Source organism: Marisediminitalea oceani, from assembly GCF_003731635.1.
GTDB lineage: Bacteria > Pseudomonadota > Gammaproteobacteria > Enterobacterales > Alteromonadaceae > Alteromonas > Alteromonas oceani.
The window spans coordinates 39,747-54,930 of sequence record NZ_RCUA01000057.1 but is presented as its reverse complement, the minus strand read 5'-3'; the positions used below and the strand labels follow the sequence as shown (position 1 = coordinate 54,930).

Annotated in this window: 12 protein-coding genes; 6 read left to right on the top strand and 6 right to left on the bottom strand. The window is 49.8% G+C overall.

Annotated elements, in window-relative coordinates; all coding sequences use genetic code 11:
• Positions 1–3: 3 nt before the first annotated feature.
• From D9T21_RS15940 to D9T21_RS15915, 6 genes are all read left to right on the top strand, one after another.
• A complete protein-coding gene (locus D9T21_RS15940; protein WP_105933364.1) occupies positions 4–1,056 on the top strand; it encodes an ISAs1 family transposase in 1,053 nt (350 codons plus the stop codon).
• A gap of 64 nt (positions 1,057–1,120) precedes the next feature.
• Positions 1,121–2,233: a tRNA nucleotidyltransferase/poly(A) polymerase-related protein gene (locus D9T21_RS15935; RefSeq protein WP_123325934.1), complete on the top strand. Its 1,113-nt coding sequence runs from the start codon at positions 1,121–1,123 to the stop codon at positions 2,231–2,233.
• Between the two features lie 47 nt (positions 2,234–2,280).
• The gene (gene srmB / locus D9T21_RS15930; protein WP_123325928.1) at positions 2,281–3,489 is read left to right on the top strand and encodes an ATP-dependent RNA helicase SrmB; all 1,209 of its coding nucleotides are present in this window, start codon (positions 2,281–2,283) and stop codon (positions 3,487–3,489) included.
• 5 nt (positions 3,490–3,494) lie between these two features.
• Positions 3,495–4,094 carry an XTP/dITP diphosphatase gene (locus D9T21_RS15925; RefSeq protein ID WP_377908341.1) on the top strand — a complete coding sequence of 200 codons (600 nt, stop codon included), beginning with the start codon at positions 3,495–3,497 and terminating at the stop codon, positions 4,092–4,094.
• A complete protein-coding gene (hemW, locus tag D9T21_RS15920; RefSeq protein ID WP_123325926.1) occupies positions 4,094–5,233 on the top strand; it encodes a radical SAM family heme chaperone HemW in 1,140 nt (379 codons plus the stop codon). The genes D9T21_RS15925 and hemW overlap by 1 nt, the downstream gene beginning before the upstream one ends.
• A gap of 152 nt (positions 5,234–5,385) precedes the next feature.
• Entirely contained in the window at positions 5,386–7,308 is a 1,923-nt protein-coding gene (locus tag D9T21_RS15915; protein ID WP_123325924.1) for a methyl-accepting chemotaxis protein, read from the top strand.
• A 1-nt stretch (position 7,309) separates the two neighbouring features.
• Here D9T21_RS15915 and mutT read toward each other — a convergent pair whose 3' ends face one another.
• The 6 genes from mutT to ftsA all read right to left on the bottom strand — a co-directional run bounded on the left by mutT (position 7,310) and on the right by ftsA (position 15,179).
• Positions 7,310–7,708 carry an 8-oxo-dGTP diphosphatase MutT gene (gene mutT, locus D9T21_RS15910; protein WP_377908346.1) on the bottom strand — a complete coding sequence of 133 codons (399 nt, stop codon included), beginning with the start codon at positions 7,706–7,708 and terminating at the stop codon, positions 7,310–7,312.
• Positions 7,709–7,796: 88 nt separating this feature from the next.
• Positions 7,797–10,505 carry a preprotein translocase subunit SecA gene (secA, locus tag D9T21_RS15905; protein WP_123325920.1) on the bottom strand — a complete coding sequence of 903 codons (2,709 nt, stop codon included), beginning with the start codon at positions 10,503–10,505 and terminating at the stop codon, positions 7,797–7,799.
• Positions 10,506–10,612: 107 nt separating this feature from the next.
• Positions 10,613–11,503 carry a M23 family metallopeptidase gene (locus D9T21_RS15900; protein WP_123325918.1) on the bottom strand — a complete coding sequence of 297 codons (891 nt, stop codon included), beginning with the start codon at positions 11,501–11,503 and terminating at the stop codon, positions 10,613–10,615.
• Positions 11,504–11,647: 144 nt separating this feature from the next.
• Positions 11,648–12,559, bottom strand: a complete 912-nt coding sequence (gene lpxC, locus D9T21_RS15895) for a UDP-3-O-acyl-N-acetylglucosamine deacetylase (protein ID WP_105934392.1) — start codon at positions 12,557–12,559, stop codon at positions 11,648–11,650.
• A gap of 133 nt (positions 12,560–12,692) precedes the next feature.
• A complete protein-coding gene (gene ftsZ / locus D9T21_RS15890) occupies positions 12,693–13,850 on the bottom strand; it encodes a cell division protein FtsZ (protein WP_123325916.1) in 1,158 nt (385 codons plus the stop codon).
• A gap of 99 nt (positions 13,851–13,949) precedes the next feature.
• Positions 13,950–15,179, bottom strand: a complete 1,230-nt coding sequence (ftsA, locus tag D9T21_RS15885) for a cell division protein FtsA (protein ID WP_105934333.1) — start codon at positions 15,177–15,179, stop codon at positions 13,950–13,952.
• Between the last annotated feature and the right edge of the window lie 5 nt (positions 15,180–15,184).

Here is a 15,184-nt window from a genome sequence, read left to right as displayed (position 1 = left end):
CAAATTAATGTTCAACATGACTTTATTGATGTGATATTTCTGACTGTGAGTGCAGTCCTTTCTGGAGCAGAGGGTTGGAGCGATATAGAAGTGTTTGGTCGAGATAAACTTGATTGGTTGCGCCAATACCGTCCCTTTGAAAACGGCATTCCTGTTGACGATACCATTGCCCGAATTGTTCGAGTAATATGCCCTGAACAATTAAATAAAGCCTTTATGAATTGGGTGAATGAAGTGCGTGTTGAAACGGGTAAGCCTCAAATTGCCATCGACGGTAAGACACTTCGTCATTCCTACGATGGCGATAAGCAAACGGCATTACATAGCATTACCGCCTGGAGCAAAGATGCAGGTTTAGTGCTTGCGCAACTGAAGTCATCGGGCAAGAAAAATGAGAATGCTTCGGTATTGGACCTACTCGACACGCTTAATATTAAAGGCGCTCTTATCAGTGCAGATGCCATGAACTCTCAGAAAAAGATAGTCGAGAAAATCAGCTCGGAGAACGCAGATTATGTGCTCTGCATCAAAAACAACCACAAACAACTACGCGATGAAATTGCCGCCTATTTCCATAAGGTAGAGAGGGATAATCCCGCTTGGATTGCCTGTAATGAACAGACTGATTCTGGCCATGGACGAATTGAAGTACGCCGGTGCCAGCAACTAAGAGTCAGTGAGTGGATAAGTGAAGCACAGCACTGGAAAGGTATACGCAGTGTTATCAAAATAGAGCGAGAGCGCCACCTTAAAGACAAAGAGGTGAGCACTGAAACGCAATATTACATCAGTTCACTGGATATTGACCCCGTTGCGGTCAACCAGGCTATCCGAGCACACTGGGAAGTCGAAAATAAAGTCCACTGGGTGTTAGACGTGACGTTCAAAGAAGATGATAGCCGAATACGCAAAGAGGACGGAGCGGAAAATGTCGGAGTGATTAGGCGGTTTTGTTTGAATATGGCTCGTTTACACCCCAAGAAAGCCAGCATGAGAAGCAAACTCAAAATGGCTGGCTGGGCCGATGAATTCAGAGCAGAGCTTATTTTTGGGTAAAAGTATGCGGTTGCCCTGCTTACTCAGGCATAATATGCCCATTATTCAACAGCAGATTGTGAGCATGCAGGTTTATCTGGTTGGTGGCGCAGTACGCGACAAATTACTTCATCGCAAAGTCACCGAGCGTGACTGGGTAGTAGTGGGCGCAACGCCAGCGCAGTTACTGGCCGAAGGTTATACGCAGGTGGGCAAAGACTTCCCGGTGTTTCTGCACCCGCAAACTCAGGAAGAGTATGCCCTCGCCCGCACCGAAAGAAAAACCGGCGGTGGCTATACCGGTTTCAGTTGCCATGCCACGCCCGATGTGACCCTCGAAGAAGACCTGCTGCGTCGGGATCTCACCATCAATGCCATGGCAGAATCCGCCAGCGGCGAACTCATTGACCCATACAATGGTCAGGCGGATTTGCAGCAGCGGCTACTGCGCCATGTATCTTCGGCATTCAGCGAGGATCCACTGCGGATATTCCGGGTTGCCCGGTTTGCAGCCCGCTACGCTTACCTCGGATTTTCCGTAGCAGAAGAAACCATGATGCTTATGCAAACCATGGCCGCATCCGACGATATCCGCCATTTAAGTGCTGAGCGCGTATGGCAGGAGACACGACGGGCACTAATGGAAGACAACCCCGAAGTGTACCTTAGAGTATTACAGCAATGCGGCGCACTTAAAGCCTGGATGCCGGAACTTGAGTCTGTAATATCTGATGAGTCAATAACAACTTCACTACAGCAGGCAGCAGCATCTGAACAGCCCTTAACTGTTCGCTGGGCGACAGTCTGCTGGCCCCTTGAGCACCAGGCACTAGGCACGCTGCAAAAAAGACTCAAGGTGCCAAATCAGCAAGCCGACTGTGCGCAACTGGCGGCAACAATACTGCCTTCACTGGCCAAACACATTCACCAGAGCGAATGGCTACTGGACGCGCTCAATACCTGCGACGCCTGGCGCCGCCCCGAACGACTGGAGCGCCTGATACCGCTGTTTACTGTTGTCTATCCTGAGCAAGGGCTGCATTTTAAAGCGGTATTCACCGAAGCGCTTGCAGCGGCTAATCAGGTAGACGTGAAAGCCATTATTGCTGCCGGACATAAAGGCCCCGACATCAAACAGCAACTTAGCCAGCAACGGCTAAAACAGATTGAACAGAGCATCACAAATCACGGCGTTTAGCAGATTTAATGCTACAATAGCGCCATTCATGCGACAGACGTATTTTTATGACATTCGAACAACTAGAATTAGACGATGACCTGTGCCGGGCACTCGCGGATATGGGCTTGAGCCGCCCTACTACCATCCAGTCCATGGTGGTACCCCAAGCCATGGAAGGTAAAGATATTCTGGCTTCTGCCCCAACCGGGACAGGTAAAACCCTGGGCTTCTTATTACCGGCCTGCCAGTTTCTGCTGGATTTTCCGCGCAAACAGCCGGGCGCTACCCGTATTCTGGTTCTGACACCGACCCGTGAACTGGCATTACAGGTTTACGAACAAGCGGTTGCCGTTACCCGCTACACCGATCTGATTTGCGGTGTGATCACTGGCGGTATTAACTACGGCACCGACCGGGAAACCCTGTCACAAAATCTTGATATTCTGGTTGCAACGCCAGGTCGCCTGTTTGAACACATCGAACAGGAATCGGCAGATTGCCGTGACATTGAATGTTTAATTCTTGATGAAGCTGACCGCATGCTGGATATGGGCTTTTCTGGCATCGTCAATCAAATTGCTTCTGAAGCCCGCTGGCGTAAACAGAATATGTTGTTCTCGGCCACGCTGGAAGGCGCTGGTGTACGTCATTTTGCCAATGATCTGCTCAATGAACCGGCAATCATCGAAGCCGATCCACCACGTCGTGAGAAAGCCAAAATTCACCAGTGGTATCACCTGGCCGATAACCTTGAGCATAAGCTTGCCTTACTGGAAAAAATCCTCAAGGAACAGATCACCAGCGCCGTGGTGTTTGTGAAAACCCGTGAACGTCTGCAATGGCTGCGTGAAAACCTCCAGCGACTGGGCGTCAACGTCTGTTACCTGCAGGGGGAAATGCCCCAGGACAAACGTAATGCTGCCCTGGCCAGTTTTAAATCAGGAAAACTAAACATTCTGCTGGCCACCGATGTGGCCGCCCGCGGCATCGATGTACCCAACGTCAGCCATGTGATTAACTTTGATATGCCTCGCAAAGCCGATGTTTACGTACACCGGATAGGGCGTACCGGACGAGCAGGCGCTAAAGGCACTGCCATTTCGTTAATCGAAGCCCATGATTTTGAGATGGTCGGCAAAGTCTCTCGCTATATGGATGAGCCGTTTAAAGCCCGTTTTGTTGAAGGCCTGCGCCCTAAACACAAAGCGCCGGAAAATAAGGCTAAGAAAAAGAAAGCTAAAACGTCCAAAACTGCCAAAAAGAAAAAGAGATAAGTATTATGTCACTGCCTGCTAAAGTGGTTCTGGCTACCGGTAACGCCGGGAAAGTCAAAGAATTTGCCAGCCTGTTTACTCCACTCAATATTGAAGTGCTGCCGCAAAGTGAATTTAACGTCAGCAGTGTGCCCGAGACCGGTACCACCTTTGTGGAAAATGCCATTATTAAAGCCCGCCATGCGGCGCAGGAAACCGGTTTACCCGCTATCGCCGATGACTCAGGCCTGGTGGTTGATGCCCTGCAGGGTGCACCGGGTATTTACTCGGCGCGCTACGCCGGTGAGGATGCCTCAGACAGCGACAACATTGCCCGATTACTTAGCGCTTTAGGCGAAGACAACGCAAACCGTGCCGCGCACTTTCAGTGTGTACTGGTCTTGATGCGCCACGCTGGCGACCCCATCCCGTTCATCAGTGAAGGGCAGTGGCATGGCAGCATTACCCGCCATCCTCATGGTGAAGGCGGTTTTGGCTACGATCCGGTGTTTTACGTGGATGAGTTTAAGTGTACTGCTGCAGAACTTGAAAAAGCCCAGAAGAACGCAGTGAGTCATCGTGGCCAGGCCATGCAGCAATTACTGGCACGTATCAAAGGTCTGTAATGCGCTTACCCCCTCTGGGCCTGTACATTCACATTCCCTGGTGTGTGCAAAAATGCCCCTACTGTGACTTTAATTCCCACGCGCTGAAAAGCGGGCTGCCAGAACAGGAATATATCGCCCATTTACTGGCCGATTTAGAGCAGGACGCCCGTATGACCGGTGAGCGGCCGGTAGAGACCATTTTCATCGGCGGCGGTACGCCAAGTTTATTTAGTCCCGAGAGCATAGGACACTTGCTTACTGAAGCGCAAAAACGCGTGCCTTTTGCGCAGGACATAGAAATTACTCTGGAGGCCAATCCCGGCACCATAGAGGCGGCCCGGTTTGAAGGATACGTAGCGGCAGGGGTAAACCGATTTTCTATTGGTATTCAAAGCTTTCAGGCCCGGCATTTAACCGCGCTGGGGCGTATTCACGACCCGGCCCAGGCCTTATTCGCTATTACCCAGGCCGAGCAAAGTGGTGTTAAAAGCTTTAACGTGGATCTGATGCACGGCTTGCCGGATCAAACCCTGCAGAACGCACTCGATGACTTAAAACAGGCAATAAACCAACAGCCAAAGCATTTATCCTGGTATCAGCTCACTATTGAACCTAATACGCCGTTTTACTCCAGGCCGCCGGAATTACCTGACGATGATATTCTGTGGGATATCCAGGCTGAAGGTCACAAATTACTGGCTGCGGCTGGCTATGAGCAATACGAAATATCCGGTTACAGTAAACCCGGTTATCAATGCAGGCATAACCTCAACTACTGGCGATTTGGCGACTACATTGGCATTGGCTGCGGCGCCCATGGCAAATTAACCAACATCGAGAATCGCTCTATTATCCGCACGGTAAAAGTAAAGCATCCTCGTGGTTACATGACACTTAACCGGCCTTACCTTGATCATCAGAACCAGGTTGAGGAAGACGATCTGGCCTTTGAGTTTTTTATGAATCGTTTTCGACTGGTGGAGCCCTGCCCACAGGCCGATTTTGCGGCACTCACTGGTACATCTCTCACTACACCACAGCAAGACGCTATAGAGCAGGCCATCAGTAATGGATTGCTGGCTGAAACAGCACACAACTGGCAGGTCACCCCAATGGGCCGTCGATACCTTAATACCTTACTTAGCGCTTTTGTTTAAAAACAACGACAGCATTTAGATTCATTGCAAAAAATTAGCTGAATCGAAAATTTACTCTACTATTAACTAGTAATAACAAAGCAGCCTATTTAGTTGCTGTATTTTTTGCTGTACAGGGACGCCAGCAAAACCCGTTAGTTGCCGGAGTAAGTATGTCCATTCAGCGTAAATTTCTTATTGCTATCACTGTGGTCATTGCCGCTTTTGCGGTAGTGATTGCGATTATTACTTCTATTTCAGCCTCCTCAGAGGCTGAAGATAAAATCAGCCAACAAAAAGAGCAGTTGTCTGCCAGACTGACAAACATTCTCACCGTTACAGACTCGTTGATGCACGAACGCGTAGTTAGCAGCATGAAGCTGCTAAAAGAACGAGGGGATGCAATGGGTATTCCCTCTCAGGGCGGCGAGGTAATGGTGAAACAAACCCCGGCCACCCAACTGCTTATTGGCGGCGAAGCACAAGCCAATAACTTCGCATTGGTTGATGGCCTCACCGCCGTAATGGGCGGCACCGCCACACTGTTTAGCAAAACCGGCGATGATTTTATCCGGGTCAGCACCAATGTTATCAAAGACGGTGAACGGGCCATTGGTACCAAGCTGGCACCGCAGGGTAAGGCCATGGCGCAGATCAAGCAGCGTAAAGCCTATTATGGCGCCGTGGATATTCTCGGCAGCCCTTACCTCACTGCTTACGAGCCCATGTTTAACGCGACTCAACAAGTCATAGGTATCTGGTACGTGGGCTATTCTGCTGACCTCAATGTTCTCGAAGAAGCCATTACCAAAAGCAAATTGCTTGAAGAGGGGTTTGTGGCGCTGAAAGACAGCAAGGGTAACCTGCGCATGTTCTCTTCCCACGTTAATGAAGCGACGGTGAATAACGCACTGGCTAACGGCGATGACAACTGGGATATCAGCATTATTCCCTTTGAAAAATGGGGCTATGAACTCATCCTGGCCGCGTCCAGTGACGAAAAGTCATCATTGGTAGCTGGTGCAGTATTCTCAGTGCTACTGAAAATCATTGTTGCCAGTGTGGCGATTCTGGCCACCATATTCTTCTTAATCAATTATTTGGTGGGTAAGCCTCTGGATGAGTTTATCGGTGTTGTGAACGATCTGGCCTCTGGTGAAGGCGACCTCACATTCCGTTTTAATGCCAATTCCAGCGACGAATTCGGCCAGATGGCCCAAGGGTTTAATAAACTGCTTTCGCAACTACAGACCACTCTGAGGAGCGTAAATCAGGCCACAGACACCATGCTTTCCCAGTCCCGGCAACTTAATGACACTGCGGTGAAGTCCAGCTCGACGGTAACGGAACTAACCAGTGAAACCAGTGCCATCGGCGACGCATTATCAACACTGCAGGAAAATGCGGTCGCGGTCTCCACTAACATTAACCATTCTAATGAAGCCGCAGGCGCTGCCGACAGTGACACCCGAAACAGTGTCAGCGTGTTGTCAGCAACCATTAAAGACATTGAGGCCCAGGCACAGAATATCGATACGTCGGTTCAGGTTATCAATGAACTGGCTGCCGCCAGTGAACAAATCAGTGGCGTGATGGATGTTATCCGTAATATCGCTGAGCAAACAAATTTACTGGCACTCAACGCAGCGATTGAGGCCGCGCGGGCCGGAGAGCAAGGCCGCGGGTTCGCCGTGGTCGCAGACGAAGTCCGCTCACTGGCCAGTCGCACCCAGTCATCCACTGAAGAGATCCGCGTGATGATTGAGCGCTTACAGCAGGGCAGTCGTGAGGCGGCAGATAAAATGCAGCAAAACAAAGACAATGCATTCGCTACCGTACAGGTGACACAAAATGCCGGCGAGTCTCTGGAGAAATCTTTGCATGCCGTTGCCACCATTACTGAGTTAAATCAGGAAGCGGCGACCATGGCCTCACGGCAGGCCAGCATCACCGAAGATGTGGCTAAGCGCCTGAGCAGTATTCAGAATGTGGGCAATCAGAACAGCGATTACGCCCGCCAGGTTGCGCAAAACTGTGCGCAGCTGGTAGACGAAATCAGCAGCATGCAGCAACAGCTCAAACGCTACCGGTTTTAACCTATCGTTTCACTTGTCGTGCCATCAAAGCATCAATGATTTCCCGGTTAGCTGCCGGGAAGTCATCATAATTCAGATTATCCAGTGCCAGCCATTTTCCTGGTTGGCCTTCGGCACCGGTGGGTTCGCCGTCAAAGCCTGTTACTGTATACACATGCAAACGCACGCACTTATCACCGTAATCGTGCTCAATCATTATCAGTGGCTCACAGAAGGTGGTAACAATAGCCACTTCTTCCTGTAACTCTCTGCCCAGCGCAGCTTCATGCGCCTCACCCTCTTCCACTTTGCCACCGGGAAATTCCCACTTACCACCCTGATGTTTATCGCTGGCGCGCAAACAAACGTAGGTTTGGTTATCGCGTAGAATGACCCCTACCGCCACATCGATGTATTTCATCATTCGTTTCCTGTTCTCTATCCGCATAAAAAAAGCCGGTAACCTGCACACCACAGATAACCAGCTTTTGTTGTTCAGCGCTTTTGGCTTATTTTAATTTACCGTGGCACTGCTTGTATTTTTTGCCTGAGCCACAAGGGCATGGATCGTTACGGCCGACTTTGGGCCCCTGACGCATGGCTGCCTGAGGGCCGCTTACATCTTCAGAAGGCTCACCATCGGCTTCGGCGTGCTGGAAGTTCTTAGGAACATCGTCGGCCTGACGACGCTGTTCTTCCACTTTCTCAACATCCGATTCAGCGCGCACCTGTACCCGGCTTAAAATCGTAATGACTTCAAGTTTGAGGCCTTCCAGCATATTCGAGAATAACTCAAAGGCTTCACGCTTATATTCCTGCTTAGGGTTCTTCTGTGCATAGCCGCGCAGATGGATACCCTGACGCAGATGATCCATGGCGGCCAGGTGTTCTTTCCAGTTACTGTCGAGGTTCTGCAGCATCACCGCTTTTTCAAACTGACGCAGTACCTGCTCACCGACCATTTCTTCTTTGGCTTTGTAAGCTGCGTTTAACTCATCCAGGATCTTCTCACGCAGTTTTTCTTCATACAGTTTGTCGTCCGCATCCAGCCATTGCTGAATTGGCGCGTCCAGCGCAAAGTCTGCCTTAAGACGCTGCTCCAGTCCGGACACATCCCACATTTCTTCCAGCGACTGCGGTGGAATGTACTCATCTACCACACCACTGATAACGTCTTCACGGATTGCCTGCACAGTTTCGCTGATGTCCGACTCATCAAGCAGTTCATTACGCTGCTCGTAAATTACCTTACGCTGATCGTTGGCAACATCATCGTATTCCAGCAATTGCTTACGAATATCAAAGTTGCGCCCTTCTACCTTACGCTGGGCGTTTTCAATCGCACGAGTTACCCACGGGTGCTCGATAGCTTCGCCTTTCTCCATGCCCAGACGTTTCATCATGCTGGCCATTTTTTCTGAGGCGAAAATACGCATCAGGGCATCATCCAGTGACAGATAAAAACGTGATGAACCCGGGTCACCCTGACGACCAGCACGACCACGTAACTGGTTATCGATACGACGTGACTCATGGCGCTCAGTACCAATAATATGCAGGCCGCCGGCAGCCAGTACGGTTTCGTGGTCTTTTTCCCACTGCTCTTTAATCTTTTGAATCTGCGCTTCAGTGGGGTTTTCCAGCTTATCGACTTCCGCCTGCCAGTTACCACCCAGTACAATGTCAGTACCACGGCCCGCCATGTTGGTAGCAATCGTTACCGCTCCGGGACGACCGGCCTGCGCAACAATATCGGCTTCCTGAGCATGGAACTTGGCGTTCAGTACTTTATGAGGGATCTTTTCTTTTTTCAGAATACGTGACAACAACTCTGAGTTTTCGATAGACACCGTACCTACCAGCGTAGGCTGACCGCGCTTCACGCAGCGGCGAATATCTTCGACGATGGCGTCGTACTTTTCCTGAGCCGTCAGGTAGATTAAATCTGCCTTATCATCACGCACCATGGCGCGGTTGGTAGGAATAACTACCGTTTCGAGGCTGTAGATATGATTAAACTCGAAGGCTTCGGTATCTGCCGTCCCTGTCATACCCGACAGTTTTTCGTATAAACGGAAATAGTTCTGGAAAGTAATGGAAGCCAGAGTCTGGTTTTCGTTTTGAATTTTCACACCTTCTTTGGCTTCAACAGCCTGGTGCAGGCCTTCCGACCAACGACGGCCTTCCATTGTACGGCCGGTATGCTCATCAACAATAACGATGTTATCGTCTTTAACAATGTAGTCGACGTCTTTGGTAAACAGCTTGTGGGCGCGCAAGGCCGCATTTACGTGGTGCAGTAAAGAAATATTACCGGCATCAAATAACGATTCTTCTTCCTTAAGCAGACCTTCACGTTTCATGATTTCTTCAACGTGAATCTGACCGTGCTCTGTCAGGTGGATTTGCTTGGCCTTTTCATCAATGGTGAAGTCACCATCGCCATGCTTACCTTCTTCGTCTTCTTTATCCTGCCTGGTCAGTTCAGGAATAATCTGGTTGATCCGTAAGTACAGCTCTGAGCTGTCTTCGGCGGCACCAGAGATAATCAACGGTGTACGGGCTTCATCAATCAGGATGGAGTCCACTTCATCGATTACCGCATAATAGAGTTCTCGCTGCACCCGATCCTGAGGGCTGAACGCCATGTTATCGCGCAGGTAATCAAAACCAAATTCGTTGTTGGTACCGTAAGTAATATCTGCCTGATAAGCCTCGCGCTTCTGCTCCGGCGCTAGTCCTGGCACATTACATCCCACGGTTAAGCCCAGATATTCAAATAAACTGCGGCTCCAGTTTGCATCCCGTTTGGCCAGGTAATCGTTCACGGTAATCACGTGAACACCACGGCCGGTGAGTGCATTTAAGTAAGTGGGTAAGGTAGAGGTCAGCGTTTTACCTTCACCGGTACGCATCTCGGCAATTTTACCGGAGTGCAATACCTGGCCACCAAGCATCTGTACATCGAAGTGGCGCATGCCATACACACGTTTACTAGCCTCGCGAACGGTTGCAAATGCTTCGATTAGAATGTCATCGAGGCTCGCGCCGTCTTTCAGGCGTTGCTGAAACTCCACCGTCTTCTGCTTTAGCGCAGCATCATCAAGGGCTTCGTATTCTGCTTCCAGCGCATTAATGGCATTGACGTGCTTTTGTAATTTTTTTAATAGTCGATCGTTACGACTGCCAAATACTTTCCTGAGCATGCTTGCAAACATTGTGTTGGTATTTCCACTTCTGTGATTTATCAAAAACAAAAAAATCTGACCGGCAGATTAATCTGTCGCGTTACAATAAATTGATTGGCGTGTAATAGAGGCTTACGCTACTTTTTGTAAACGTAAGGGAGTGGATCGACTTTTTGACCTGCTTTAATGACTTCGTAATGGACATGAGCGCCGGTAGAACGTCCGGTACTCCCCATTAGCGCGATAACCTGGCCTTTCGTAACCAAATCACCCTTATTAACCAGCAGAGTCTGATTGTGACCATAGCGCGTTACTAACCCATCGCCGTGTTCTATTTCCACGAGATGTCCGTAACCGTACCGATCGCCTGACCAGGTCACTATGCCTGCCGCGGTGGCGACAACACCGTCACCTACTTCACCGGCAAAGTCTAATCCGTTGTGCATGGCCGGTTGTCCGGTAAAGGGATCCGTGCGCATGCCATAGTAGGATGATAACCATCCTGTCTCTATCGGGCGTCCCGACAAACTAATCTGTTCATCTATATGGTGCCCGGTAACCAATCTTTCAAGTGCGGCCAGTTGCTGCTGCTTGTGCTTTAACTGACTGCTTAATTCTTTTATCGGCGATAACAACCGCCGTTCTTCGTCTTCCAGCTGATTATTTATGGTGGCTGATGCCAGTCCGAAATCGCCTACCGACTGCTCGTCCACACCCATTGCTTTAGCCAGCACCTGGGTTTTCGCGTCTATTTTATCCAGCGAGTTTTGCATTGCCATCAGTTGCGCCGCCAATGCCTTAACCTGTTCGTCGGTCGCGGCAGCAAGGGAATCTACCTGCTGCTGTTCGGCTTCAAGAATATTCTGGGCAACTTTTACGCGGGCAAGGTTTTCAAAGGAAGAGTCGGTAGAACGGCTGGATACAAGAACAAACAGTGACGATAACACGGTAAGGCTCACGATCGAGCGCACACTGATGCTGCGCCTGATGCGTTTATGCTTACCAATAAATGTCACTGTTAGTTTCATTTTGAAGTCTTTTTTATCGTTCTGCTCTGAGCCAGCGATGCAATAACAGCCAGCTTAATAATCATGGTTCGCTATTCTAGCGACATTCGCCCCTATTAAACAACAAAAAAGCCGCCACGAGGGCGGCTTTTTCAGCATAAAGTATTAGGCCAGAGCGGGTTGCGCGTAGCGAATTGGCGCTTCGTCCTGCGACTCATAGGTGATGTATTCCCAACAATCACGCTGCGCGAGTACCGCATTCAGCAACTTGTTGTTAAGACCATGGCCGGTTTTATACGCCGCCAGTTCACCAATGATACTGTGACCACCTAAATACAGGTCACCGATGGCGTCGAGAATTTTATGCTTCAGGAATTCATCATCATAACGCAGACCTTCCGGGTTCAGTACCCGGTAGTCATCCAGCGCGACGGCATTTTCCATGCTGCCACCGAGGGCCAGATTGTTAGCGTTCATGTATTCCAGATCACGCATAAAACCAAAGGTACGGGCACGGCTTACTTCGCTCACATAAGAGCAGGAATCGAAATCCATAACCATGTGCTGGCGAGTCTGGCTGATAACCGGATGCTCAAAGTCAATCTGGAAATCAACCCGGAAGCCATCGTACGGGCGTAATTCTGCCCACTTGTCGCCGTCTTCCACACGAACTGGCTTAGTGATACGAATAAAGCGCTTAGGCGCGTTTAATTCTTCAATGCCAGCCGATTGGAGCAGGAACACAAATGGACTCGCACTGCCATCCATAATCGGCAGTTCATTGCTGTTAACTTCAACAATGATGTTATCAATACCCAGTCCGGCTAATGCTGACGCTAAATGTTCCACGGTATGAATACTCACGCCGTCGTCATTATTCAGACAGGTACACAACATGGTATTCCCTACCGCGTTGGCGCGGGAGTGAATGTCCACATGCGGCTCAAGGTCAATACGCCGAAACACGATTCCCGTGTTCGCAGGCGCAGGCCGGAGAGTCATCGTGACCTTGTCCCCTTTGTGCAAACCTATGCCAGTTTCCTGGACTGCATGTTTAATTGTACGTTGTCTAATCATGGCTTTAAAAAACACCTAACCTAAAGCGGCCGAACATTATAGTTAGCCATCACTTACTTGTCAAAAGTATCGGTCACTTTATGAACAATTTTAACCCTTTGACCAAGTACCCTGTAAATTTTTGTTTACCGTTCTAGTCCGCTTGCTTACGCAGGAAAGCCGGAATATCCAGGTATTCAAGGTCATTGCCAGGCTGCGCATTTTCATCCGCTTTTAGCGCCTGGTTGCCTTCAGTGCCACCTACCGCACGGGATTCACCGCTGGACTGGAACTCACGGGCTGAAGCACTCAGGCGTGAACCCTCAGAGCTCACCAGCGAGATGTCGGGCTTGCGCTCGGCACCAATCCCGGTTGCTACTACAGTTACCCGCAGTTCTTCGGTCATTTCCATGTCGATAACGGTACCCACTACTACCGTAGCGTTTTCGGAGGCAAATGCTTTAACCGCATTACCTACCGTTTCGAACTCGTCGATGGCGAAATCAGGACCCGCGGTGATATTCACCAGGATACCGCGCGCACCAGACAGATCGATGTCTTCCAGAAGCGGGCTGGCAATCGCTGCTTCTGCTGCTTCTTCAGCACGGTCCGGACCTGAGGCTGAACCGCTGCCCATCATGGCTTTACCCATTTCAGACATTACAGTACGTACGTCAGCGAAATCCACGTTGATCAAACCAGGGCGGGTAATCAGTTCAGCAATCCCCTGCACTGCACCACGTAATACGTCATTAGCAGCACTAAACGCTTGTAACAGCGGCGTACCCGGGCCCATCACTTTCAGCAACTTCTCATTGGGAATAGTAATCAGCGAGTCAACGTTGCGAGCCAGTTCATCAGTGCCCTGGTTAGCAAAATCAGTCCGCTTTTTACCTTCAAATGGAAACGGCTTGGTAACCACAGCAACCGTCAGGATGCCCATTTCACGGGCAATCTTGGCCACTTCCGGCGCGGCACCAGTACCAGTACCACCACCCATACCTGCGGTGATAAATACCATATCAGCACCATCCAGCGCCTGGCGGATAGTTTCGCGATCTTCCTGTGCGGCTTCACGACCCTTGTTAGCATCAGCACCTGCACCCAGACCTTTAGTCACATTTGAGCCAATCTGCAGAGTGACATCTGCAGAAGAGCTACGTAACACCTGTGCATCAGTGTTTACTGCAATAAATTCTACGCCTTCAATGCTCTGAGACACCATGTGCTCAACCGCATTGCCACCGCCGCCACCGACACCGATGACTTTGATTACGGCTTCTTCGCCGTGGCTATCCATTAATTCAAACATACTTACTCTCCGGTTCTGTACGTCTTTCTAACACTTGAGTTCATCTGCATATTGAGCATTCCATGACTCTCGCTGATAAACCTAAGCGCCCCCTAAAATTTAAAATTCACCTTTAAACCAACTTTGCACGCGCTTGAATAAACCATCCGCTACGCGTTGCTTGCTCGTTTTTTTATTATCTGCTTGCATCTTTCCATAGTGGAGTAACCCCACTGCCGTTGCGAAACTGGCATCGTCAGTATATTCCGACAAGCCAACCATATTCAGCGGACTACCCACCCGCACCGGCATTTGGAAAATTTCTTCAGCGATTTCAACAGCCCCTTCCATCTTTGCGGTACCACCGGTTAACACCAGGCCCGCAGCGATCTGCTCTTCAAAACCACTGTTTTTAATTTCTTTATGTATCAGTTCAAACAATTCCTGATACCGAGGTTCTATGACCTCTGCAAGAGTATGACGAGACATTACCCGCGCCGGACGACCGCCAACACTGGGTACCTCAATACTCTCTTCCATGCTAACCATGTCTTTTAGCGCGCAGGCATAGTTAACTTTAATTTCTTCAGCGTTGCTAATTGGCGTTCTGAAGATTTTTGCAATATCACTGGTAATCTGATTACCGGCTAACGGCACCACCGCGGTATAACGAATTGCACCATCAGTGTAGATCACAATATCCATCGTGCCGGCACCGATATCCACTACACAGACACCAAGCTCACGCTCATCATCTGTCAGCACGGCATAACTGGATGCCAGCGCCGAGAAAATGATTTGATCGGCCTGTAACTCGCAGCGCTCAATACATTTCACCAGGTTTTTCGCCATATCGTCCGCACAGGTAATGATATGGGCCTCGGCTTCCATTCTTACCCCTGACATGCCAATCGGGTTCTTAATGCCCTCCTGCACATCAATGGTAAACTCCTGTGGCAATACATGCAGTAACCGACGTTCTGCCGCAATGGGTACCGAGCGTGCCGCATGGACCACGTTATCCACGTCTTCCTGGGTCACTTCCTGATTGTTAATCGGTACCATGCCACTTTCGTTCTGGCATTTCACGTGCCGTCCGGAAATCGACATAAACACAGAAGAGACCTGACAATCGGCCATCAGTTCCATTTCGTTTACTGCACTTTGAACAGACTTCACCACCAGGTTCAAATCGTTCACACCACCCTTATCCATACCACGGGCAGGATGGGTACCGACACCTACGATACTGATTTGCTCATCGTCGAGTAACTCGCCGAGGACCGCCTTCACACGGCTGGTGCCGATATCCAGTCCTACAATCAAATTACGTTCTGCCGGTTTAGACATATGCC

What these genes read in the sequence shown, in the direction of transcription:
- D9T21_RS15935 (WP_123325934.1), top strand. Translation starts at nt 1,121, where the DNA reads ATGCAGGTTTATCTGGTTGGTGGCGCAGTACGCGACAAATTACTTCAT.
- srmB (WP_123325928.1), top strand. Translation starts at nt 2,281, where the DNA reads ATGACATTCGAACAACTAGAATTAGACGATGACCTGTGCCGGGCACTC.
- D9T21_RS15925 (WP_377908341.1), top strand. Translation starts at nt 3,495, where the DNA reads ATGTCACTGCCTGCTAAAGTGGTTCTGGCTACCGGTAACGCCGGGAAA.
- hemW (WP_123325926.1), top strand. Translation starts at nt 4,094, where the DNA reads ATGCGCTTACCCCCTCTGGGCCTGTACATTCACATTCCCTGGTGTGTG.
- D9T21_RS15915 (WP_123325924.1), top strand. Translation starts at nt 5,386, where the DNA reads ATGTCCATTCAGCGTAAATTTCTTATTGCTATCACTGTGGTCATTGCC.
- mutT (WP_377908346.1), bottom strand. Translation starts at nt 7,708, where the DNA reads ATGAAATACATCGATGTGGCGGTAGGGGTCATTCTACGCGATAACCAA.
- secA (WP_123325920.1), bottom strand. Translation starts at nt 10,505, where the DNA reads ATGTTTGCAAGCATGCTCAGGAAAGTATTTGGCAGTCGTAACGATCGA.
- D9T21_RS15900 (WP_123325918.1), bottom strand. Translation starts at nt 11,503, where the DNA reads ATGAAACTAACAGTGACATTTATTGGTAAGCATAAACGCATCAGGCGC.
- lpxC (WP_105934392.1), bottom strand. Translation starts at nt 12,559, where the DNA reads ATGATTAGACAACGTACAATTAAACATGCAGTCCAGGAAACTGGCATA.
- ftsZ (WP_123325916.1), bottom strand. Translation starts at nt 13,850, where the DNA reads ATGTTTGAATTAATGGATAGCCACGGCGAAGAAGCCGTAATCAAAGTC.
- ftsA (WP_105934333.1), bottom strand. Translation starts at nt 15,179, where the DNA reads ATGTCTAAACCGGCAGAACGTAATTTGATTGTAGGACTGGATATCGGC.